Source organism: Nonomuraea diastatica, assembly GCF_004349015.1.
GTDB classification, from domain to species: domain Bacteria; phylum Actinomycetota; class Actinomycetes; order Streptosporangiales; family Streptosporangiaceae; genus Nonomuraea; species Nonomuraea diastatica.
The window spans coordinates 26,176-46,584 of the sequence record NZ_SMKP01000003.1 but is presented as its reverse complement, the minus strand read 5'-3'; the positions used below and the strand labels follow the sequence as shown (position 1 = coordinate 46,584).

Annotated in this window: 18 protein-coding genes and 1 pseudogene; 10 read left to right on the top strand and 9 right to left on the bottom strand. The window is 70.0% G+C overall.

Going from position 1 to position 20,409, the window contains the following annotated elements:
- Positions 1-5: 5 nt before the first annotated feature.
- Genes E1294_RS01440 through E1294_RS01425 form a run of 4 tightly spaced genes read right to left on the bottom strand, consistent with a single transcriptional unit; the run spans position 6 to position 3,855 of the window.
- Entirely contained in the window at positions 6-587 is a 582-nt protein-coding gene (locus tag E1294_RS01440) for a GTP-binding protein (protein ID WP_132503786.1), read from the bottom strand.
- Positions 568-918, bottom strand: coding sequence for a DUF742 domain-containing protein (locus E1294_RS01435; protein WP_201760457.1), 351 nt, complete (start codon positions 916-918; stop codon positions 568-570). The genes E1294_RS01440 and E1294_RS01435 overlap by 20 nt, the downstream gene beginning before the upstream one ends.
- Positions 915-1,340, bottom strand: a complete 426-nt coding sequence (locus E1294_RS01430; RefSeq protein WP_132503784.1) for a roadblock/LC7 domain-containing protein — start codon at positions 1,338-1,340, stop codon at positions 915-917. Before E1294_RS01430 ends, E1294_RS01435 begins: the two co-directional genes overlap by 4 nt.
- A complete protein-coding gene (locus tag E1294_RS01425) occupies positions 1,321-3,855 on the bottom strand; it encodes a sensor histidine kinase (RefSeq protein ID WP_132503783.1) in 2,535 nt (844 codons plus the stop codon). The genes E1294_RS01430 and E1294_RS01425 overlap by 20 nt, the downstream gene beginning before the upstream one ends.
- Positions 3,856-4,402: 547 nt before the next feature.
- Between E1294_RS01425 and E1294_RS01420 the strand changes: the two genes are divergently transcribed.
- The 7 genes from E1294_RS01420 to E1294_RS01390 all read left to right on the top strand — a co-directional run bounded on the left by E1294_RS01420 (position 4,403) and on the right by E1294_RS01390 (position 12,201).
- Positions 4,403-5,122, top strand: a complete 720-nt coding sequence (locus E1294_RS01420) for an IclR family transcriptional regulator (RefSeq protein ID WP_165977024.1) — start codon at positions 4,403-4,405, stop codon at positions 5,120-5,122.
- Positions 5,119-6,426, top strand: coding sequence for an aspartate aminotransferase family protein (locus E1294_RS01415; RefSeq protein ID WP_165977023.1), 1,308 nt, complete (start codon positions 5,119-5,121; stop codon positions 6,424-6,426). Before E1294_RS01420 ends, E1294_RS01415 begins: the two co-directional genes overlap by 4 nt.
- Positions 6,423-7,478: an ABC transporter ATP-binding protein gene (locus E1294_RS01410; RefSeq protein ID WP_132503780.1), complete on the top strand. Its 1,056-nt coding sequence runs from the start codon at positions 6,423-6,425 to the stop codon at positions 7,476-7,478. Before E1294_RS01415 ends, E1294_RS01410 begins: the two co-directional genes overlap by 4 nt.
- Positions 7,479-7,493: 15 nt before the next feature.
- Positions 7,494-8,603, top strand: coding sequence for an ABC transporter substrate-binding protein (locus E1294_RS01405; RefSeq protein ID WP_132503779.1), 1,110 nt, complete (start codon positions 7,494-7,496; stop codon positions 8,601-8,603).
- Between the two features lie 13 nt (positions 8,604-8,616).
- Complete coding sequence (locus tag E1294_RS01400; RefSeq protein WP_132503778.1) at positions 8,617-10,323, top strand: ABC transporter permease subunit; 1,707 nt, start codon at positions 8,617-8,619, stop codon at positions 10,321-10,323.
- Complete coding sequence (locus E1294_RS01395; protein ID WP_132503777.1) at positions 10,320-11,252, top strand: succinylglutamate desuccinylase/aspartoacylase family protein; 933 nt, start codon at positions 10,320-10,322, stop codon at positions 11,250-11,252. Before E1294_RS01400 ends, E1294_RS01395 begins: the two co-directional genes overlap by 4 nt.
- Before the next feature lie 73 nt (positions 11,253-11,325).
- Complete coding sequence (locus tag E1294_RS01390) at positions 11,326-12,201, top strand: SPFH domain-containing protein (RefSeq protein ID WP_132503776.1); 876 nt, start codon at positions 11,326-11,328, stop codon at positions 12,199-12,201.
- A 29-nt stretch (positions 12,202-12,230) separates the two neighbouring features.
- Here E1294_RS01390 and E1294_RS01385 read toward each other — a convergent pair whose 3' ends face one another.
- The 5 genes from E1294_RS01385 to E1294_RS01365 all read right to left on the bottom strand — a co-directional run bounded on the left by E1294_RS01385 (position 12,231) and on the right by E1294_RS01365 (position 18,039).
- A complete protein-coding gene (locus E1294_RS01385; RefSeq protein ID WP_132503775.1) occupies positions 12,231-12,902 on the bottom strand; it encodes a C39 family peptidase in 672 nt (223 codons plus the stop codon).
- Positions 12,903-13,017: 115 nt separating this feature from the next.
- A complete protein-coding gene (locus tag E1294_RS01380; protein WP_132503774.1) occupies positions 13,018-13,248 on the bottom strand; it encodes a hypothetical protein in 231 nt (76 codons plus the stop codon).
- A gap of 94 nt (positions 13,249-13,342) precedes the next feature.
- Positions 13,343-14,839: an alpha/beta fold hydrolase gene (locus E1294_RS01375; RefSeq protein WP_132503773.1), complete on the bottom strand. Its 1,497-nt coding sequence runs from the start codon at positions 14,837-14,839 to the stop codon at positions 13,343-13,345.
- Between the two features lie 169 nt (positions 14,840-15,008).
- On the bottom strand, positions 15,009-15,905 hold the full coding sequence (locus E1294_RS01370; RefSeq protein ID WP_132503772.1) for a sugar phosphate isomerase/epimerase family protein: 897 nt from the start codon (positions 15,903-15,905) through the stop codon (positions 15,009-15,011).
- A 10-nt stretch (positions 15,906-15,915) separates the two neighbouring features.
- Positions 15,916-18,039 (bottom strand): PQQ-dependent sugar dehydrogenase, encoded by a 2,124-nt coding sequence (locus E1294_RS01365; protein WP_220447494.1) that lies wholly within the window; start codon positions 18,037-18,039, stop codon positions 15,916-15,918.
- Between the two features lie 242 nt (positions 18,040-18,281).
- Here E1294_RS01365 and E1294_RS01360 point away from each other — a divergent pair, with 242 nt between their 5' ends.
- The 3 genes and pseudogenes from E1294_RS01360 (at position 18,282) to E1294_RS01350 (ending at position 20,358) form a co-directional block, all read left to right on the top strand.
- The gene (locus E1294_RS01360; RefSeq protein WP_220447493.1) at positions 18,282-18,854 is read left to right on the top strand and encodes a serine hydrolase; all 573 of its coding nucleotides are present in this window, start codon (positions 18,282-18,284) and stop codon (positions 18,852-18,854) included.
- Positions 18,743-19,413 (top strand): annotated as a pseudogene (locus E1294_RS01355) (GntR family transcriptional regulator). The gene E1294_RS01360 and the pseudogene E1294_RS01355 overlap by 112 nt, the downstream one beginning before the upstream one ends.
- A gap of 183 nt (positions 19,414-19,596) precedes the next feature.
- Positions 19,597-20,358 (top strand): NAD(P)-dependent oxidoreductase, encoded by a 762-nt coding sequence (locus E1294_RS01350; protein WP_220447492.1) that lies wholly within the window; start codon positions 19,597-19,599, stop codon positions 20,356-20,358.
- The last annotated feature ends 51 nt before the right edge of the window (positions 20,359-20,409 follow it).

Here is a 20,409-nt window from a genome sequence, read left to right as displayed (position 1 = left end):
GCTGCTCAGGCGCCTTCCACCGCGTACGTCACCAGCGTGGTCAGCACGTCCCTGACCGACGTGCGGTCGCGCACGTCGCAGAGGACGATCGGGACGTGCGCGGTCAGCCCGAGCGCCCGCCGTACCTTGGTCGGGTCGTGGCGGCGGGCGCCGTCGAAGCAGTTCACGCCGACCACGAACGGGATGCCGCGCTGCTCGAAGTAGTCCACCGCGGGGAACGAGTCCTGCAGGCGGCGGGTGTCGGCGAGCACGACCGCGCCGAGCGCGCCGAGCGCGAGCTCGTCCCACATGAACCAGAACCGGTCCTGCCCGGGGGTGCCGAACAGGTACAACCAGAGCCCCTCGCGAATGGTGATACGGCCGAAGTCCAGCGCCACGGTGGTGGTGTTCTTGGACTCCACACCCGAGACGTCGTCCACCCCTACGCCGCGCTCGCTCAGCAGTTCCTCGGTGTGCAGCGGCCGGATCTCGCTGATCGTGCCCACCATGGTCGTCTTGCCGACACCGAACCCGCCCGCGATGAGGATCTTGATGGCCAGCGCCGAGGTGACCGCGGTCGCCCCCGGCTCATAGGCTGCGTAGTCCATCCAGCACTTCCCTGTAGATGTGTTCGTCGATCGTCTGCGCGACCGGGCGCGGGCGCTCAATGGTGACGAAACCCTCTCGCCGGAGGTCACCCAGGATCACCCGGGTGACGTTGAGCGGCAGCCGGAGGTGCGCCGCGACGTCCGCCACCGGCGTGGGTCTGCGGCACACCGACAACACGGCGCGATATTCCGGGATCAGGTCCGCGAGGGTGTGCGGGCCGCCGACCGTCGTGACGATGGCCACCAGGTCGAACGTCTCGCCCTGCGGGCGCGCTCTTCCCCCGGTCAGGCCGTACAGCCGGATCAGCGGCCCGGGATCCTGCCCTGTCACGGTCTTGTGCCGTTCCAGGCGGGTGCCGGCGCCGCTCCTCTCGGCTGCGCGGAAAGGTGCTCGCCGACCCTCTTGACCATGAGCGCCATCTCGTACGTGACCATGCCCAGCTCGGCGTCGCCCGCGGCGAGCACGGCCAGCCGCGCGCCCTGACCGGCGGCGGTGACGAACAGGAAACCACCCTCCATCTCGATGATGGTCTGCCGTACGCCGCCCAGGCCGAAGTGCCGTCCCGCGCCCATGGCGAGGCTGTGGCTGCCAGCGGAGATGGCGGACAGGTGCTCGGCGTCCTCCCGGGTCAGCTCCTGGGAACCGCCCATGGCCAGCCCGTCGGAGGACAGCACGATGGCGTGGCGGATGCCGGGGACGCGCTGGGTGAGGTCGTCGAGGAGCCAGCTCAGTTCACTTCTGGGGTCGGGCATCGGGATGGTCGTCCTTTCGGTTCCACATGTCGGCTCCGTGCTCGACCTGGCGGCGTCCTTGCCGCCAGCCCTGCTGCATGGACGACATGAGTTGTGCGAGTTCCTCAGGCGAGCGCGCCGATACCGGTCGCCGCGCAGGGCCTCCGGTGGAACGCAGCTGGGGAGCCAAGCTTGCCTGCGGTATCCGCATCGGCAGCCCGTCGAGGTCTTCGTCCGCGTCCTGAGCCGGCACCGTGACGCTCCAGTCGGCGGGCGGTCCTGGCGGCTGGGCGGCGGAAGGGTGAGCCTGCCGGGGCACCGGGCCGGGCCCCGTCCCAGAGATCCGCCCAGAGATCGGCCCAGAGAGGGGGCCGGAGAGGGAGCCCGTCAGCGGTTCGTCCGCCGGTCGGGCCGGACCGCCGCGTCTCGGCGCGGGCGGGGCCTCGAACCAGGTGGCCCGCGCGGGCTCGGGGGAAGGACCGGCCGGATCGGCGTGGTCACCGGGGACGTTCCCGCCGTTCACCGCGTCCGGCCGTTCGGGAGCGGCGGACACGACGCCGGAAAGGGCGCCGGAGGGGGTGCCGGACGGTGCCGTGCCGAGCGCCCGCGTGGGCCTGCCGGCGCGGTCGCCGGCGGTGACGGAGGCGTTTCCGGCCTCGGCGAGCAGGACGGTGGGCAGCAGCACGATCGCGGTGGTCCCGTCGTATGGTGAGGGGCGCAGCGAGACCTTGATCCCGTGCCGGGCCGCGAGCCTGGCCACCACGAAGAGGCCGAGCCTGTCGCTGTCGGCCAGGTCGAACTCGGGCGGCTCGGCCAGCCGGGCGTTGTACTCCTGGATCACGGCCTCGTTCAGCCCCAGTCCCCGGTCCTCCACCTCCAGCGCGAAGCCGTTGGCCGCCGTCATGCTGCGGATCTGCACGGTCGTGTCGGGCGGGGAGAAGACCGTGGCGTTCTCCACCAGCTCGGCGACCAGGTGGATCACGTCGGTGACGGCCGCGCCGACGAGCAGCGGGGCATCCGGCATGGGGGCGACGGAGACACGGGTGTAGTCCTCGACTTCCAGCACCGCCGCGCGCACGACGTCGAACAGCGGCACCGGGTCGCGCCAGCGGCGGGCGGGGGCGGAGTCGGACAGGATGATCAGGTTCTCGGCGTGCCGCCGCATGCGGGTGGTGAGGTGGTCGAGTTTGAACAGGTCCTCCAGGACCTCCGGCTCCTCGACGCGGCGCTCCATGATGTCGAGCAATGAGAGCTGGCGGTGCAGCAGCGCCTGGTTGCGCCAGGCCAGGTTGAGGAAGACCTGGCTGACGCCCTTGCGCAGCGTCGCCTGGCCCACCGCGGCCTCGACCGCGGTGCGGCGTACGGCGTAGAACGCGTCGACCACGCGGTCGACCTCGGCCGTGTCGGCGGGGGCCAGGCCGGGCGCCTCGGTGGCCGGGTCGACGTCCTCGCCGCGCCGCAGCCGCGCGACCAGCCGGGGCAGCCGCTGCTCGGCCAGCTCGACCGCCGACGCCTGCAGCCGTTTGAGCTCGTCGACCAGCGACTGGCCGAACCGGTACGACAGCGCCAGCGACACGACCACGGCCGCCAGGCCCAGCAGGAGGACCAGCCCGATCCGCCAGTAGGCGCCGGTCTTTTGTCCCTCGGCCTCGACCGCGGCGCGGGCCAGCTCCTCCTGCGTGTCGCGGTTGATCGCGCTGAGCAGGGCGTCGGCGTCGCTCTTCCACTGCGCCGGATTCACCGGCGGCGCCCCGTTGGTGTCCCAGGTGAACAGCTCGTCCTCGACCTCGATCAGCCGCTTGTACGGGGCGCCGGCGACCAGCTTGTCGTAGTCGTCCCGCAGGTCGGGGCCGACGTCCCGTTCGGCGTTGGCGAAGACGAGCCGGCGGCTGGTCATTGCGGCGACGAACGCGGCACGGTCGGTGGGCGTCATCTTGCGCTGCACGATCGTGCTGGTGAGCACCGCGTGCTCGCGGCCCAGGTATTCCGCCGTGGCGTTGTAGGCGGCCATGCCGCGCACGGCCCGGTAGGAGGAGACGCTGCTCAGCGCGTCGCGGTCGTTGAACTGCCCGTTGGCGACGCTGATCAGGTTGTCGTACGCCTGGATGATCGTCAGCGGTGGGGCGAGCACGCCGCCGTCAGCGGACGCCCGCAGCGACTGGAGCCCGTCGAGCGCCCGCACGAGCGCCTGCACCTGGGCCGGGGTCTCGGCGCCCGCGGAGTCGACGTCGACGGCGCCGATGACCTCGCGCAGGCGTTCGGCCTTCTCGTCGGTGACGTGCCGCTGCTCGGCCAGTGGCGCGTACGTCGCCGTGCTCTTCGGCGCCTCAGCCGACAGCTGGCGTTCCCGTTGCAGCTCGACGATCAGCTGTAACAACGGCGATCCGATGGCTTCCCAGCGGTCCTGCGTCTGGGAGACCTCGACGATCTCCTCCACGCTGGAGTAGGCGATGAACCCCCACAGGGCGACCATGGACACGAGCGGGAGCAGGAGGATCCTGAGCAGCTTGGTGCGGAGGGGTGGGGGCGAGCTCATGCATCTTGTCCAATTCCGCGCGTGATGATGCGCCGCTGGCAGTCGCAACCTGGTACCGGCCCCCGAGAATGCCCGTCACGACTGGTACGCCTGTGGTCCGTCCACTATGCCGATGGGGCAGATGTACTTCAAGCAACAGATGCGAACATTCGTCCCGAATGGCGGTTTGACTCTTTGTCAGCACACGATTCGTGAAGGTAACCATCGGTAAGGGTCACGGACGGTGATGCCAGGCCCGCCTTCCCTTACCGACAGGCCTCATCCATAAGGCTGCACGGTCACCATGTTCGCCCTCTCCGTCACGGTTCGGCCGAGCTGCGGCACCACGTCCGGGCGCCCGCCGCCGCCGCAGCGACGTGATCTTACGGGGCTTACGTTCTGCCCGGAATCAGGGGACGATGCGGTAGAAACAGGGCAAAACGGTCAGGCAACGGTTTTTGGCCTGCCCTTGACGTCCGGATAGGGACGTTCCTAAGTTGGCCTCCCAATGAACGCAAAGACAGTTCCACTGAGTGGAAGCGAGTCCCGCACCAGCTACCTTGCCCGGTTGCTCGACGTCCTGGACGTCGCGGTCACCCACGAACGCGCCCCCCTGCAACTGGGCGAGATCGCCGCGGCGGCGGGCGTGCCGCCCTCGACCGCGTCAAGGCTGGTCGCGCTGCTCGTCGAGCGCGGATTCCTGGTGCAGCTGGACAGGTCCGGCTACGCCGCGGGGCCGAGGTTGCTGCACCTGTCCGTGCGGACGCTCGACCAGATGCACGCCGCCGACCGGCTGAAGGCGTCCGTGGAGGCCCTGGCCGAGCGGACCGGCGAGAGCGCGAGCGCGGGGCTGTTGGTGGGCGACGAGATCGTGCTGGTGGCGCGGAAGGAGCCCGCGCACTCACTGCGGGCCGTGGCGCGCGTCGGCGACGTACTCAACCCGCACACCTCGGCCATGGGCAAGGCCGTGCTGGCGATGTTGCCCGCGCAGCGGCGGCTGGAGGTCCTCCGCACCGCCGTCGGCGACCAGGCCGAGCAGGCGCTGCGCGAGACGCAGGCCGAACTCGCCACCGCCCGCCTGGAGGGATTCGCCGTCGATGAGGAGAGCTACGCGGTCGGCCTGCGCTGTCGCGCCGCCGCGATTCTCGACCGGTCGGGGCACGCGGTGGGCGGCATCTCGATCGCCGGGCCCGCGGCGCGCTTCACGCGTGAGAACGCCAACGCCTGCGTGCCCGCGCTGCTGGCCGAGGTCAAACGGCTCTCCCTGGAGATCAGGAGAAACAATTGAGCACGTCGCAGTCCCTCTACGAGCGCGCGAGCCGGCACGTCCCCGGCGGGGTGCATTCCAACACCCGTTTCCAGGCGCCGCATCCCGTCTATTTCCACCGTGCCGAAGGCGCGTACCTGTGGGACGTCGAGGGCGACCGTTACCTCGACTGCACCATGGGCAACGCCTCGGTGATGCTCGGCCACGCCTGCCCCGACGTGGACGAGGCCGTCGCCGACGCGGTGAGCCGCGGGCTGACCACCGGGGTGGAGACCGAGGCCGCGGTGACCGCGGTGGAGCTGCTCGCCGGGATGATCCCGGATTTCGGCCGCGTCAGGTTCGCCAACACCGGCACCGAGGCGCTGATGCACGCGCTCACGATCGCCCGCCACCACACCGGCAGGGAGCGGGTGGCCAAGGCCGAGGGCGCCTACCACGGCTGGTTCGACCCGCTCTGGGTGTCGACCTGGCCCGCCCCCGACCAGGTCGGGCCCGCCGATCGGCCGGCCGCGCCCCCCAGCTCCGCCGGCCTGTCGCGGTCGGCGCAGGACACCGTGGTGCTGCCGTTCAACGACGCTGCCGCCACCGAGCGGCTGCTGCGCGAGCACGCCTCCGACCTGGCCTCCGTGGTCGTGGAACCCGTGCTCATCGACATCGGCTACATCCCGGCGACCGGCGAATATCTGCGCTTGCTCCGCGACCTCACCACCGAGCTGGGCATCGTGCTCATCTTCGACGAGCTGCTCACCGGCTTCCGCCTGGCGCCCGGGGGAGCCCGGCAGGTGTACGGCATCACCCCCGACCTGACCACGTACGGCAAGGCCATCTCCAACGGTTACCCGCTGGCGGCGGTCGAGGGCCGCGTGGAGCTGCTGGCCGCCACCGACCCGTCGCGCGGCGGTCCGGTCGGCTGGGTCGGCACCTACAACGGGCACGGCTCGGCGGTGGCCGCGGCCGCGGCGACCCTGCCGCTGCTGGCCGACGGCTCGGCCCAGGCCCGCCTCGACCGGCTCGGCGGCCTGGTGCGCGACGGCTTCGCCGAGTTGTCCCGCACGTACGGCATCCCGGCCATGATCGCGGGCGCGGGCGGCCATTTCCAGCCGTACTTCCTGTCGGAGCCGGTCACCGGCTACCGCACGGCCATGGTCAGCGACCCGGCCCGCTACGCGATCCTGCACCGCGTCGCGCGCGAGCACCGCATCCTGCTCCCGGCCAAGCCGCTGCTGCACGCGGCGCTGTCCACCGCGCACACCGATGCCGACGTCGCGGCCCTGCTGAAGGCGGCCGAGGAGGCGTTCGCGGAAATGAGGAGGAGTACGACATGACCGGTGCCGCGTCCAGCAGTGGGCCCGATGCCGAGCTCCGCGGCATCCGCAAGGTCTACGACAACGGCGCCAGAGGCGTGGAGCAGGTCGACTTCACCGTGGCCAAAGGGGAGTTCTTCTCCATGCTGGGGCCCTCGGGCTGCGGCAAGAGCACGACGCTGCGCATCCTGGCGGGGCTGGAGGAGCCCACCTCGGGCGAGGTGCTGATCCGGGGCGAGCCGATGCGGGGCCGTCCCGCGCACCGGCGCCCCACGAACATGGTCTTCCAGCGCCTGGCCCTGTTCCCGCACCTGACCGTGGCCGACAACATCGCGTTCGGGCCGAGGCTGCGGCGCAGGCCGGCCAGGCAGGTGGCCGAGATCGTCGGCTCGATGCTGGACCTGGTGGACCTGACCGGGTACGGCAAGCGGTACCCCGCCCAGCTGTCGGGCGGCCAGCAGCAGCGGGTGGCCATCGCCCGCGCGCTGGCCAACGAGCCGGCCGTGCTGCTGCTCGACGAGCCGCTGGGCGCGCTCGACCTGCGGCTGCGGGTGCAGATGCAGCAGGCGCTCAAAAGGATCCAGCACGACTCGGGCACCACGTTCGTCTACGTCACCCATGACCAGGTGGAGGCGCTGACGATGTCGGACCGGATGGCGGTGATGAACGAGGGCCGCATCGAGCAGATCGGTCCGCCGGCCGAGCTCTACCGGTCGCCGGCCACCACGTTCACCGCCACCTTCCTCGGCGACACGAACCTGTTCGTAGGCGCGTACGACGGCGGCCTGCTGGAGTCGGAGGGCATTGGCGTCAAGGTGGGCCGGCCCGGCCGCGCGGTGTCCGTGCGGCCCGAGCACGTCGCCGTCGGCACGGGCCTGACCTGCGCCAACCGCTATCACGGCCGCCTGGAGGACGTGATCTTCCAGGGGGCGAGCACGCGTTACCACGTACGTCTGGCCTCCGGGGTCCTGGTGATCTCCGAACGGCGCGAAGAAGCCGGATCCACCCTGACGGTCGGCGACGAGGTCGAGACCGGCTGGGACGTGGACGCCGGTGTCGTCCTCGACCACTGAGGGAGTTAGATCGAAATGACGGATATCTCGCGACGCCGGTTCCTTGATATTGCGGCCGGTACCGCGGCCGGAACGGCGAGCCTGGCGCTCGCCACGGCCTGCGGCAGCGTGTCCCCCCAATCCGCCGCGCCGTCCGCGTCGAAGGGCGGCAAGCTCACCCTGACCATGTTCGCTTTCCTCGGCGGCGACCTCGGCAAGATGCCCAAGGAGTTCGCCGAGGAGTACATGGCCTCCCACAAGAACGTCGAGCTCAAGATCTACGAGCAGTCGAACTCCGTCGGCTACACCAAGATGCTGGCCCAGAAGAAGGCCGCCCCCGACCGGCCGCTCGTCAACTTCGGCTTCTTCAACGCCCAGACCTCCGTCCAGGGCGCCGACGACAAGATGTTCACCAAGCTCGACTACGCGGCGATGAGCAACGCCGCCGACATCGACGAGCGGTTCCGCTACGACGACGGCATCGGGATCGGGATCGGGATCGACCAGCTCGGCCTGCTCTACAACAAGCAGGAGATCACGCAGGCACCCGGCTCGTGGGCCGAGCTGTGGAACCACGCCCATCAGGGGAAGGTCGCGTTCTTCTCCTTCCCCTGGTACGCCGTCTACATGGCCGCCAAGCTGAACGGCGGCGGCCTGGACAACATGGAGCCCGGCTGGGAGTTGTGGAAACGCGAGGCCAAGCAGATCCGGCTGCTGGTCGAGTCGAACCCGCAATATCTCAACGTGCTCAGCAACGGCACCGCGCCGCTGACCGCCTACTTCGCCGGCACCGGACAACAGTGGATCAACACCGGCGCCCCGCTGACGTACGTCGTGCCCAAGGAGGGCGCGATCCCGCTGCCGGTCAACCTCCAGGCCGTCGCTGGCCAGTCGCAGAGCCAGCTCGAAGCCATCCACGACATCATCAACGAGATGCTCTCTCCCAAGTGGTGCGCCCGCTGGGCGGAGACCAGCGTCGAGGTGCCCGCCAACACCAAGGCCGAGCTGCCCGAGAGCCTGGCCGGCCTGCCCGCCTTCAGCAAGGCGACCAGCGACGGGTTCCAGCAGATCGACTACGGCATCGTGGGGCGCAACAACGCCGAGTGGCAGAAACGCTGGGAAACCGACGTCGCCTCGCGCATCTGAGGGGCCCGGTCACATGCGCAGACATCGCACGGCCTACCTGCTGGCGGCGCCCAGCGTCGTCCTGCTGGCCGGTGTGTTCGCAGGGGCCATGCTCACCCTGCTCGAATACAGCTTCCACCAGTACCTGCCCGACGGCACCGACATCGCGCACACGACAGTCACCTGGCAGACGTTCCTGACGGGCGGCTACCACTGGCAGATCGTCAGGGAGACCGTGGTGCTCGGCCTGATCACCACGGTCGCCGCCGCGGTGGTCGGCTATCCCACGGCCTACGCCCTGCACCGGGTGCGGCAGTCGCGGTGGCGTTACGTGGGGTTGTTCATCATCTTCGCCCCGCTGCTGACCAGTGTCGTGTCCCGCACCTACGGCTGGGAGCTGATCCTGGGCGACAGCGGGGTGCTCAACAGCCTGCTCGAACCGGCCGGGCTCGGTCCGGTGGAGCTGCTCTACGAGCGCTCGTCCGTGGTGATCGCGCTGGTGCACATCCTGCTGCCGTTCATGGTCTTCCCGATCACCCAGTCGCTCGGGCAGCTCGACCCGGCGTTCGGAGAGGCGGCAGGCGACCTCGGCGCGGGCGCGTTCCGGTGCTTCGTCAAGGTCACGCTGCCGCTGACCACGCCCGGCCTGATCGGCGGGGCACAACTGGTGTTCGCGTTGTCGATCAGCTCGTTCGCCACGCCCAGTCTGCTCGGCGGCGGCCGGGTGAACGTGCTGGCCACCGAGATCTACGACAACGTCAACAACGTCGACTGGCCGCTCGCGGCGGTCTCGTCGTACGCGCTGCTGGCGCTGGCCGTCGTCGCGCTGGGCGTCTTCGGCTGGCTGCAGCGGCGTACCGGGCGGGCCGAGCAGGGCGGGGTGACGGCGGCGGGCGCGGCCTCCTCCGGAGCGCGCGGCTGGAGCGTGTGGCTCGCGATCGTCTACGTCTACGTGCTGCTGCCGCTGCTCATCATCGTGATCAACTCGTTCTCGTCCGTCTCGTACGGCACGTGGCCGCCGCCGGGGTTGTCGGCCAAGTGGTACGCCAACCTCTTCGAGCAGGAAGGACTGGGCGCGGCGACCCTGCTGAGCCTGGAGGTGGCGATCGCGGCCACCATTCTCGCAATGGTCATCGGCACGGCCGTCGCGGTGTCGCTGGTCCGGCACCGCATGCCGGGGCGCGGGCCGCTGCAGTCGTTCGTGCTCTCGCCCACCGTCGTGCCCAAGGTGGCCTTCGGCTTCGCCGGGTTCATCTACCTGCACCGGCTGGGCCTGTTCGGCGGCGTGGCCGGCCTCGTCGTGACGCACACCGTGATCGTGTTGCCGTTCGTCGTCATCGTGGTGACGGCGGCGCTGATGCGGGCCGACGCCACCCTCGACGCGGCCGCCAAGGACCTGGGAGCCGCGCCGCTGCGGGCCTTCCGGCTGGCCACGCTGCCGCAGATCAGGCCCGCGCTGATCGCGGCCGCGCTGTTCGCGTTCGTGGTGAGCTTCGACGAGGTGGACATGACGGTCTTCCTGCTCTCGCCCGACCAGAACACGCTGCCGGTCTGGATGTTCGTCTACATGCAGAAATTCCAGGACCCGACGCTGGCCGCGCTCTCCACCCTGCTCATCGTCGCCGCCCTGGCCATCGCCGCGACCGTCGCGGTGCTGCTGGCCCGCTCCGGCGTGTTCTCCTCGCTGACCACCTCCCCAGAAGAAACCGTAGAGAAAGTGAAGGAAGGATCCTCCGCATGACCGTCGAACAGATCCCGGTGACCACGCTGGCCGGCGGCCACCGCCTGGAGCTGACCGTGCACACCCTGCGAGGCGCCTCCGACGGCCCGCGCATGGTGATGTTCGGCGGCATCCACGGCGACGAGCCGATGGGATCGGAGACGGTCCGCCGCCTCCTGGACGCCATCGACCCCGCCCAGCTCAGCGGCACCGTCGTCGCGGTCCCCGTGGCCAACCCGTACGCGCACCAGGCGCTGACCCGCAACACGCCGCTCGACGGCGTCAACCTCAACCGCATCTTCCCCGGCGACCGGGGCGGCAGCGTCACCGAGCAGCTGGCCGCCGTGCTCTCCGGGATCCTGGAGGGCGCCGACTACTTCATCGACTTCCACTCGGGCGGCAACTTCGCCACCGTGGAGTACGCCTACCTCCACGACGCAGGCGCCGAGATGTCGCGGGCGTACGGCACGTCCGTGCTCTACCGCGGCCACCCCTACGGCGGGTCGGCCACCGGCTGGGCGCTGGAGAAGGGCGTGCGCTGCATGGTCAGCGAGCTCGGCGGCGGCGGCCAGCGCATCGGGCACTACCTGAAGCGGGGCGTCGACGGCACGCTGAACGTCCTGCGCGCCATCGGCATGCTGCCGGGCGACCCGGTGGCGCCGCCGGAGGACCAGGTGATCGTGGACACGCTGACCACGCTCAGGCCGGCCGTCGGCGGCACCGTGGTGTCGGACTTCGGCGCCGCGCGCCTGGGGGAGCGTGTCCCCAAGGGCACGGTGCTGGCCAAGGTCGTCAGCCCGTACACCTCTGAGGAGCTCGAAGTGATCACTGCGCCGTACGAGCCGAGCATCCTGGTCCTCGGCCGCGAGCACCTCACCAACGTCGCCCCCGGTGACTACGGCTTCATGGTCGCCGACGGCGCCACCGCCAAGCCGGCCGACCCGGGCTGAGCGACCCGCGATGTGTGGACGGACGCCGAAGTGTCACACAGCGTCGCCGTGATGCGTACTACCGTCATCGCGTATGAGGCACACGACCGTCACGACATCGTTAATCGCCGCCTTTCTGGTCGCCGGCTGCTCGATCACGACCCCCGAGCCCGACCAGAAAGGCATCGTCTACGACGCGGGCGTCTTCTCCGACACCACGTTCCAGAACTGCGTCGACCCGGGCGTGCGCGACGTGTCCGGCCCGGGTGACCAGGGTTACGTCTATCCGGCCGGCCAGCGCACGTTCGAGTTCGCCGCCGACCCCAATGATCCGGAAGGCGAGAAGACGAAGCCGGGGGCCGAGTCCGGGCCACTGACGATGTGGACCAAGGACCCGCTGGAGATGCGGGTGTCCGGCGTCGTCACGTTCTCGCTCACCAGCGACTGCAAGACGTTGCGGCAGTTCCACGAGCAGATCGGGCTGAAGTACGAAGCCGACACCGACGAGGGCTGGGACAAACTGCTCAGCGTCTACATCGGCCAGCCGCTCGACCGGGCCCTCGACGCGGCCAGCAAGGAGTTCGCCTGGCGTGAGCTGACGTACCGCGACCCGGAGGCCAAGCAGAAGTGGGAGGCGAAGGTCGCCGAGTACATGGGGCAGTTCCTTCGTGAGCAGGGCGGCACCGCCTTCTTCGACAAGTTCTCGGTCACGCTGCAACAGCCGCAGCCGCCGCTGAAGGTGCGCGAGGCGATGGCCGCCGTCCAGCAGGCGCAGGAGGAGAACACGGCGCAGAAGGCGAAGAACGAGAAGGCGCGCACCGAGCTGGAGGCCATCAAGGCGCTGAAGGACGTGCTCGGCGCGCAGGGCGCGGTCATGTGGCAGGCCGTCAAGGACGGGCGAATCCAGATCATCGTCTCCGACAGCGGCCAGATCAACGTCACGCCGAACCAGGGGCGGAAGGGCAACTGACCTGCCGCCCCCGGTCCGTGCCCGCCTGCCTACAGGGGAAGGAGGGGTTTGGAGAGGGTGTAGACCCCGCCCATCTTGCTGTCGGGCAGGTCGTTGACGACGGCGGCCAACGCCTTGGCCGAGATGACGTGGGACCCGAGCGCGCCCTTGGCGGCGTTCGGGTCCCAGACGGTGATCGTGCCCTTGGCCTTGTCGTAGCCGTAGGCCACGATCGCGTGGCCGTAGGTCCTGTCCGCCTTGCTCCACGGCAGCTTGTTGCCCTGAACCGCGAGGATCGTGGGCCTCTTGAGCACGCCCACCGCCTGCGAGACGCGGAGCATCAGCGCGCCGGGCCTGCCCTTCCCGTAGGTCAGGCGGAACATGTAGCCCTTCGGCTTGAGGTGTTTGTTGAGCACGTCGAGGGTGTCGCGTCGTTTGGTGACGCCCGCCTTCGGGTCGGTCTTCATCTCCTTGGCGAGCTGATCCTGGCTGCGCTTGATGCCGAACACCTGGAGAACGATCGAGCTGGACGCCGGCGCGCAATAGTAACCCGTCTTCTGCGCCTGCCCCTTGATCTTCACGGAGCCTTCGAACAGCGACAGCCCCGAGAGCCGGGCGCTGACCGGTGGCTCGCCCGCGGTCAGCGCGGCCGCGGGCGAGGCGCCCGTGGACAGGAGCGCGGCGGTCAGAACGGTACCGAGGGCGAGCTTGGCAGCGACCACGTTGTGTCTCTCCGTGCAAGAGGGGTTACCGGAGTGACCAAAATACCGAGTCGACGGTCATACGTGACTATGACTCGATAAGTAGGTCAATTGACAGGATCCGCCTGGCCGGGCCTCAGAGCTTGAAGAGCTTGGGGTACGGCGCGGTGATGCGACGGGTATGGGCGCCGAAGTCGACGAGGACGGCGACGCCCTCCTCGACCCCGATGACCGAACCGAGGCCGTAGGTGTCATGGCTCACCATGTCCTGCAGGACGAAGCTCTCAAGCGGGGGTGGGGCGACTTCGGGGACGTTGAACGGGCTCCCGGGAAGGCGTCGCCGAGGTGCGGATCGGTGGGACGTCATTAATGCAGTATGCGCTGTTATGACGGATATATCTCGATCTTAGCCTCAATTGTGATGTATGTGCAGGCCAGCGACCCGGGAGGCACCCCCCGGGTCAGGCAGGTTCCGGGCCCGAGGGACACGAGGTCGCGCGCCGTCCGGTCTCGAAGTAGGCGATCACCTTCGCGGCGCACCCGGGCACCCGGATGGCGGACCCGTGCACGTCATCGTCCATGGTCACCAGGGTGCCGCCGATGGCCGCCCGCATGGCGAGCACGCCCTCCCACGGAGACAGGGTTTCGTACCGGTGGCCCGACAACATCAGCGAGCCCCCGTGGTGCTTCAGATGCGTCTTGTGAACCGGCAGCGGCCATCCCGCGCACATCGGCGCGACCGGGCTGGTCCGGCCGGTCACCGGGTAACGCTTCAACCGTTTCTGGTAGGCGTTCCAGGCCGCCTCGAACGAGCGCGACCCCAGATCCTCGTTGCAGTGGTACGCGAGGTTCGCCGTTCTGTCGGTGCCGCCGGGCGCGCCGGACGGCGGGCTGCCGAACACCTTCTTGACCGTCGGCGGGGCGCTCGTCCCCTCAGCGTGCCGCAGTTCCCTCAGCACCTGGGCCATCTCGGGCCAGGAGATGCTGGAGCTGCTCGCGGCCTGGGAGATCAGAGCGCCGTCCACGGTGAGGTCGATGTCGGTGAACGTCAGCGGCTCGGCGTCGTACGACTTCCGCATCTTCTCCACCTCGGACACCACCTGCTGACGAGTCCTGCCGAGTCCGTACGTGTCGTCCCGTTCGGCGATCCAGGCGGCCATGCGCTGGAAGTCACGGTCGGTGGCCTTGGCGCGCAACTCCATGGAGACGTCCGCCCGGGAGTAGGGCGGCGCCACACTGTCGAGCCACATCCGATCGACCTTGCCGGGGTGGACACTGCGCAGGACGGCGCCGAGCCATGAGCCCCAGGAGACGCCGAAGAAGCTGATCTTGCGCTCGTTCAGCGCGGCGCGGATCCCGTTGACGTCATGGGCCACGTTCTCGGTCGTGAGTTGCCCGATGAGCTCGGGGTTAGACTCGGCGCACGCCTTGTTCCTCTCGACCGTCTCGTCATAGATCTTTCTGGCCTGCTCCTCTGTGACCGGGCCCGGCTGCGGCCGTCCACCCTGGCCGCCGCCGGCGCAGGCCGCCTTCGTGCTCCGGCCCACGCCCCGCGGGTCGAACCCGATCAGGTCGTAACGGCTGTCCAGGCCGACGCCCTTGGCGACGAGCTCGACGGGCATCAGATAGCCGCTGCCGCCCGGTCCTCCCGGGTTGAGCACCATGGTGCCGAGCCGGCGTTTCTGGTCGGTGGCCTTCAGCCTGGTCAGGGCGACGGTGATCTGCTCGCCGCGCGGATCGTCGTAGGAGCGGGGAACGCTGAGGGTTCCGCACTCCATGCGGCCGATCAGTTGCCTGGCCCTGGTGAGCTCCTCCTCGCTCAGGCGCGAGCCCAACTCGTCGTCCGAGATCTCCGGGCACTTCCGCCAATCGATGACGGGGGGCTTGGTCCAGACGCTCGCCGCCGCGGTCGGCCCGCCCAGCACGAAGGAGCTCGTCAGCAGGGATCCCAAGGCCATGCCGGTCGCTGTCGTACGATTCACAACTCGAAGTCCTTCCCGGAAGGAACGCACCGCGAGCACCGACCCGCGGTGTGCCGGGTTTCCGGCACCTCAGTTGTGCACCAGCGGCCGTTTCCGCCGCGTTTCCGAGCGGCCCCCACCCCTGCAGGGTGAGGGCCGGACGTCGCTAGAACCGCACCTTCCGCAGGTAGCGGTATCCGACCTCCGCCGTACGCCGGGGCGTCACGTCGGGGGTGTCGTTCTCCACGATGTACTCGATCACCCGGTGCCGGTCGAAGATCCGCCGGAAGTCGATGGTCCCGGTGCCGAGGTCGGCCATGTCGCCGTCGAGATGCCGGTCCTTGACGTGGAACTGCAGGACCCGCTGCGGCGCCCGGCGGATCACGTCGAGCGTGAAACGCACCGGATCGCGCACGCCGCGCCCGACGCCGCCGGTGACCGCCCAGTAGAGGTCGATCTCCAGGTGGACCAGGCGCGGATCGAGCTCGGAGGTGAGCACGTCCCAGGGCGTTCTGCCGCCCCCGAGGTCGATGGTGAACTCGTGGGCGTGGTTGTGGTAGCCGTAGCGCAGCCCGGCCTTGCGCGCCGCGGCCGCCTCCACATTCATGCGCTCGGCCCAGGCCTTCCACTGGTCCTCGCTGTCGGAGTTCAGGTAGGGCACCACCATGAACGACTGGCCGAGGGTCAGCGCGTTCTCGATCTTGGTCTCGAGCCCGGCGTCGTCGGCGCTGATGTCGTCGTGGCTGGAGGTGGAGCGGATGCCGATCCCGTCGAGGAACTCACGGAGCTGCTTGGCCGTACGGCCGAAATAGCCGAGCGCCAGCTCGACCTTGGGGTAGCCGATCTCGGCCAGGTAGGTGAGGGTGGCGTCGTAGTTCTGGGCGAGGTCGTCGCGCACCGTCCAGAGCTGCATGCTGATCTGGCCCGGCGGGATGCGGTGCTTGCGGGGGTGGTGCGGCGTCGCCGCGGCGGCGGGCGAGGCGGCGCCGGCGATGGCCGCCGTCCCGAGCCCGAGTCCCGCCGCGAGCAGCGAGCGCCTGCTGGGGCCGTAGCCGTAACACATGAGGGATCTCCTATCGCGTGGGCTGGAGCACGACCCTGTCGGTGCCCGTCAGCGGCGGCAGGTCGCCGCCGGGGTCGGTGTAGGTGGCGACGAAGACGCCGGTCAGCTCGTCGGTCTCCGGGTCGTGCCCGCTCGGCTCGGTGGTCTGGATGGAGCCGGTGCAGCCGCGGGCCGTCGTCTGCGGATGGCCGTGGTCGTCGTGGCCGAGGATGTAGTCCACGGTCACGTCGGCGCAGTCGACCTCCTGGTCGTCGGTGACCCGCACCTCGAACTCGACCACGTCACCGAACGCGAACGGGTCACCGTCCACGGGCCTGACCAGCTCCACGACCGGTGTGGCGTTGCCCACCACGATCCGCACCGACGTCGCCGCCGACCTGCCGTGACGGTCGGTGACCCGGAGCGTGGCCTGGTACAGGCCGTTCTCCTCGTACGTGAACGACCCCTCAGGGCGGCGGGAGTCGACCCGCCCGTCGGCGTCGAAGTCCCACGCGTAGCCGAGCCGGTCGCCGTCGGCGTCGGCGGTGCCGTCGGCGGTGAAGGCGACGGCGAGCGGCGCGTGGCCGGCCGTCACCGACGCCGTGGCCGCGGGGACGGGCGTGTGGTTGCCGGTGTTGCCGATGTAGTCGTAGCGCGCCAGCTGGGCGTCCTCGTTCTCCTCGAAGTAGCCGTCTCCGTACTCCAGCACGTAGAGGGCGCCGTCGGGGCCGAACTCCATGTCCATCGGGTTGTCGAAGACGAGCGACGGCAGCACGTCCTCGATGCGCCCGTCACGGTGGAACGCCTTCACGTAGTCGCGGGTCCACTCGTAGAACAGCGGGACGCCGTCGTAGTACTTCGGCCAGCCCACCGCCGCGCGCCCGCGCGTGTCACGCGGGTCGTAGTCGTGGGCTGGGCCCGCCATCGGGCCGATGCCGCCGGTGCCCAGCTGCGGGAACTCCGTCGAGGGGCCGTACGAGTACCACACCTGCGGCTGCACGACCGGCGGGAGCTCGCGCCCGCCGGTGTTGTGCGGCGACTCGTTGACGGGCGCGGCGCAGTCGAACGCCGCGCCTGACGCGCCGGTCGCGAAATCGTAGTCGACGTACGGGAGCCGCGCCGTCGCGCAGTACGGCCAGCCGTAGTTGCCCGCCCTGCGGATCGTCGTCCACCTGCCCGTGCCCGCCGGGCCGCGCTGGGGGTCGGCCTCCTGCTCGTCGGGGGAGTAGTCGCCCACATAGAGCTCCCCGGTGGACCGGTTGAGCTCGATCCTGAAGGGGTTGCGCAGGCCCATCGCGTAGATCTCCGGCCGGATGCGCGGCGTGCCGGGCCTGAAGAGGTTGCCGCGCGGGATCGTGTAGGAGCCGTCCGCGCGGACCTTGACGCGCAGGATCTTGCCCCGCAGGTCGTTGGTGTTGCCGGAGCTGCGCTGGGCGTCGAAGGCGGGGTTGCGGTCGGGCCGCTCGTCGATCGGGGTGAAGCCGTCGGAGGAGAACGGGTTGGTGTCGTCGCCGGTCGACAGGTAGAGGTTGCCCTGGGCGTCGAACACGATGTCGCCGCCGACATGGCAGCAGATGCCGCGGTCCACCGGCACGTCGAGGACACGCTGCTCGGTGCGGAGGTCGATCGTGTCGCCGGTGAGGCGGAAGCGGGACAGCCGGATCAGCCCCTTGAAGGGCGCGAAGTCGTCCGGCGTGCCGGTGAGCGGGGCGTCGCCCTCGTTGATGTCCGGGGTGGCCGGGTCGTCGACGGGGGTGTCGAGCGGCGGGGAGTAGTAGAGGTAGACCCAGTCGTCCTTCTTCGACCCCTGGCCGAAGCCGGGGCTGAGGGCGATGCTCTGCAGCCCCTCCTCGTCGTGCTGGTAGACGTCGAGCCGCGCGGCCAGGGTGTTGAGGCCGGTCTCGGGGTCGTGCAGCCAGACCTCGCCCTTCCTGGTGGTGTGCAGCACCCGCGAGTCCGGTAACACCGCCAGGTCCATCGGCTCGCCCGGATGGTCGTTCAGCGTCACCTTCTGGAACTGGTCGTCGGGCGGCGGGGCGGCGACGCCGGACGTCCCAGAGGCCGGCGCGGCGGCGTTGGTGGCGGCGTTGGTGGCGGCGGCCGGCATCAGGATGACGGCGGCAGCGACGGCCACGATCGTGGATCTTGGTCCCATGCCTCTCCCTTCGTTCTGCTCAGGGGGGTAAGAGAGGGCAAAGCACCGTGAATGTAACCCGAGTTTCGCCGACACAGGAGGCCCCAATCGCGGATTTCCGGCCGTCTTTCGCCTGTGATCGCACTAAGTGCCGACACGACATCGGATTCCTCCCGGAAATCTGCCGAACGGCAGAGGTGACGGCCCGGCCGGGTCCGTGATCCTTGGTGTCGCACAACCGGCGACGACACCTGGAGGATCGAATGTTCCCTGCCATCAAGGGCATCGCCCTGGCCGCGGTGCTGGCCCTGCCGATCGGCGTGGCGTCCCCGCGGGAACAGGGCTACGACAGAGCCGATCTGCAGCGCGACACCGATGCCGTCCGCGCCGCCGGGGTCGTCGGCGTACAGGCTCGGGTCGTCGGTCCCGGAGGCGAGAACATGGTTGCCACCAGCGGCGTCGCCGACCTCAGGACCAGGCGTCCGGTGCCGGTCGGCGGCCATTTCCGGATCGGCAGCAACAACAAGAGTCTCGTCGCCACCGTGGTCCTGCAACTCGCCGGCGAGAAGCGGCTGTCGCTGGAGGACACCGTCGAGCGATGGCTGCCGGGCGTGGTGAAGGGGAACGGCAACGACGGCACCCGGATCTCGGTACGTACGGGGAGCTGGACTTGTCGGCTGACCTGGGTGCGTCCGGGGCCGGTGCCGCGGTTCCGGCTGAGCCCGTGCCCGCCCGGCGGGGGGAGAGCGACGCGGACGCCGTGCTCGGCGAGATCCGCGACGCCATCGTCAGGGGCGAATACGTGCCCGACCAGCGCCTGGTGGAGGCCGACCTGAGCGCGCGCTTCGGCGCCGGCCGCAGCGCCGTCCGCGCGGCGCTGCTCCAGCTTGCCAACGAGGGGCTCGTGGAGCGCGTGCAGAACCGTGGCGCGCGGGTGCGGACCGTCTCCCTGGCGGAGGCGATCGAGATCTCCGAGGTGCGGATGGTGGTCGAGGGCCTGTGCGCCGCCAAGGCCGCCGAGCGGGCGACCGCCGCCGACGCGGCGGAGCTGCGCGGGATCGGCGCCCGGATGGAGGCGGCCGTGGCCATGGGCGACGTGCTCGGCTACTCCCAGGCCAACCAGCTGCTGCACCAGCGGATCCGCGACCTCAGCGGCCAGGGCACCGCGGAGCGGGTCCTGGAGCGGCTGCGCGCGCAGAGCGTGCGCCACCAGTTCCGGCTGGCGCTCCAGCCCGGCCGCCCCCCGTCTCCCTGCCGGAGCATCTGGCGATCATCGAGGCGATCTGCGCCGGCGACGCCCAGGCGGCCGAGCAGGCGGTCCGCCGCCACCTCGCCAGCGTGATCGAGGCCCTGAAGGCGACGAACCCGCGACCGTCGGGGGCGCTGCCGCGGTAGGCGCCACGCCCGCCCACGGTCCCCACCTCGCCGTGACCGCTGACCGTCTCGCGGCGGCACAGCGTGACCTTGCAACGGGTCCGGAAATCTGCCGGTCATTCGACCGAAATAAGGTTGACATTGGCCATCAGATTGTCAACAATTCTGGCTACTGTTTCATCAACAGGATGGTCGGGAGCCGGCGTGACAAAGATCGCGATGTTGGGACTGGGCGAGGCCGGGCGGATCTACGCACGTGACCTGCGTGCGGCCGGCCTCGGCGTGCGGGGCTTCGACCCCTACGCGCAGGCCGGCGACGACGTGGAGCAGGTGTCCTGCGTGGAAAAGGCCGTGGCCGGCGCCGACCTCGTCATCAGCCTCGTGGGCGCCCGGGCCGCAGAATCGGTCGCCCGGCAGGCTCTTCCTAGTTGTCCGAAACATGCTATCTACGCGGACCTCAACACCGGTTCTCCCACGCTGAAGCGGACGCTGGCGGAGCTGGCCGCGGCCGAGGACGTCCGGTTCGCCGACGTCGCGGTGCTGGCGCCCGTGCCCCGGCAGGGCGCGCGCACCCCGCTGATGGCCAGCGGCACCGGCGCCGACACGTTCGCCGATCTCGTGCGTCCCGCCGCCGTGCCCGTGGAGAGCATTCCCGGCGGAGCGGGCGCGGCCGCCGCCAGGAAGCTGCTGCGCAGCGTCTTCATGAAGGGCATGGCCGCGCTGATGCTGGAGTGCGAGACCGCCGCCGTCGCCGCGGGCGAGCAGGAGTGGCTGCGGGCGCAGATCGTGGCCGAGCTCTCCGGCGACGTCGACCAGCTGATCGACCGGCTGACCGAGGGCAGCAAGGTGCACGCCGCCCGGCGGGCGCACGAAGTCGAGGACGCCGCCGGCTACCTCGCGGAGCTCGGCACCCCCTCCTGGGTCATGGAAGCCTCCCGCACCTGGCTCGCCTCACTGCTGGACTGACCGGTCCCCCTCCACCACGAAAGGGCAACCCGAAACATGACCGTACGAAGA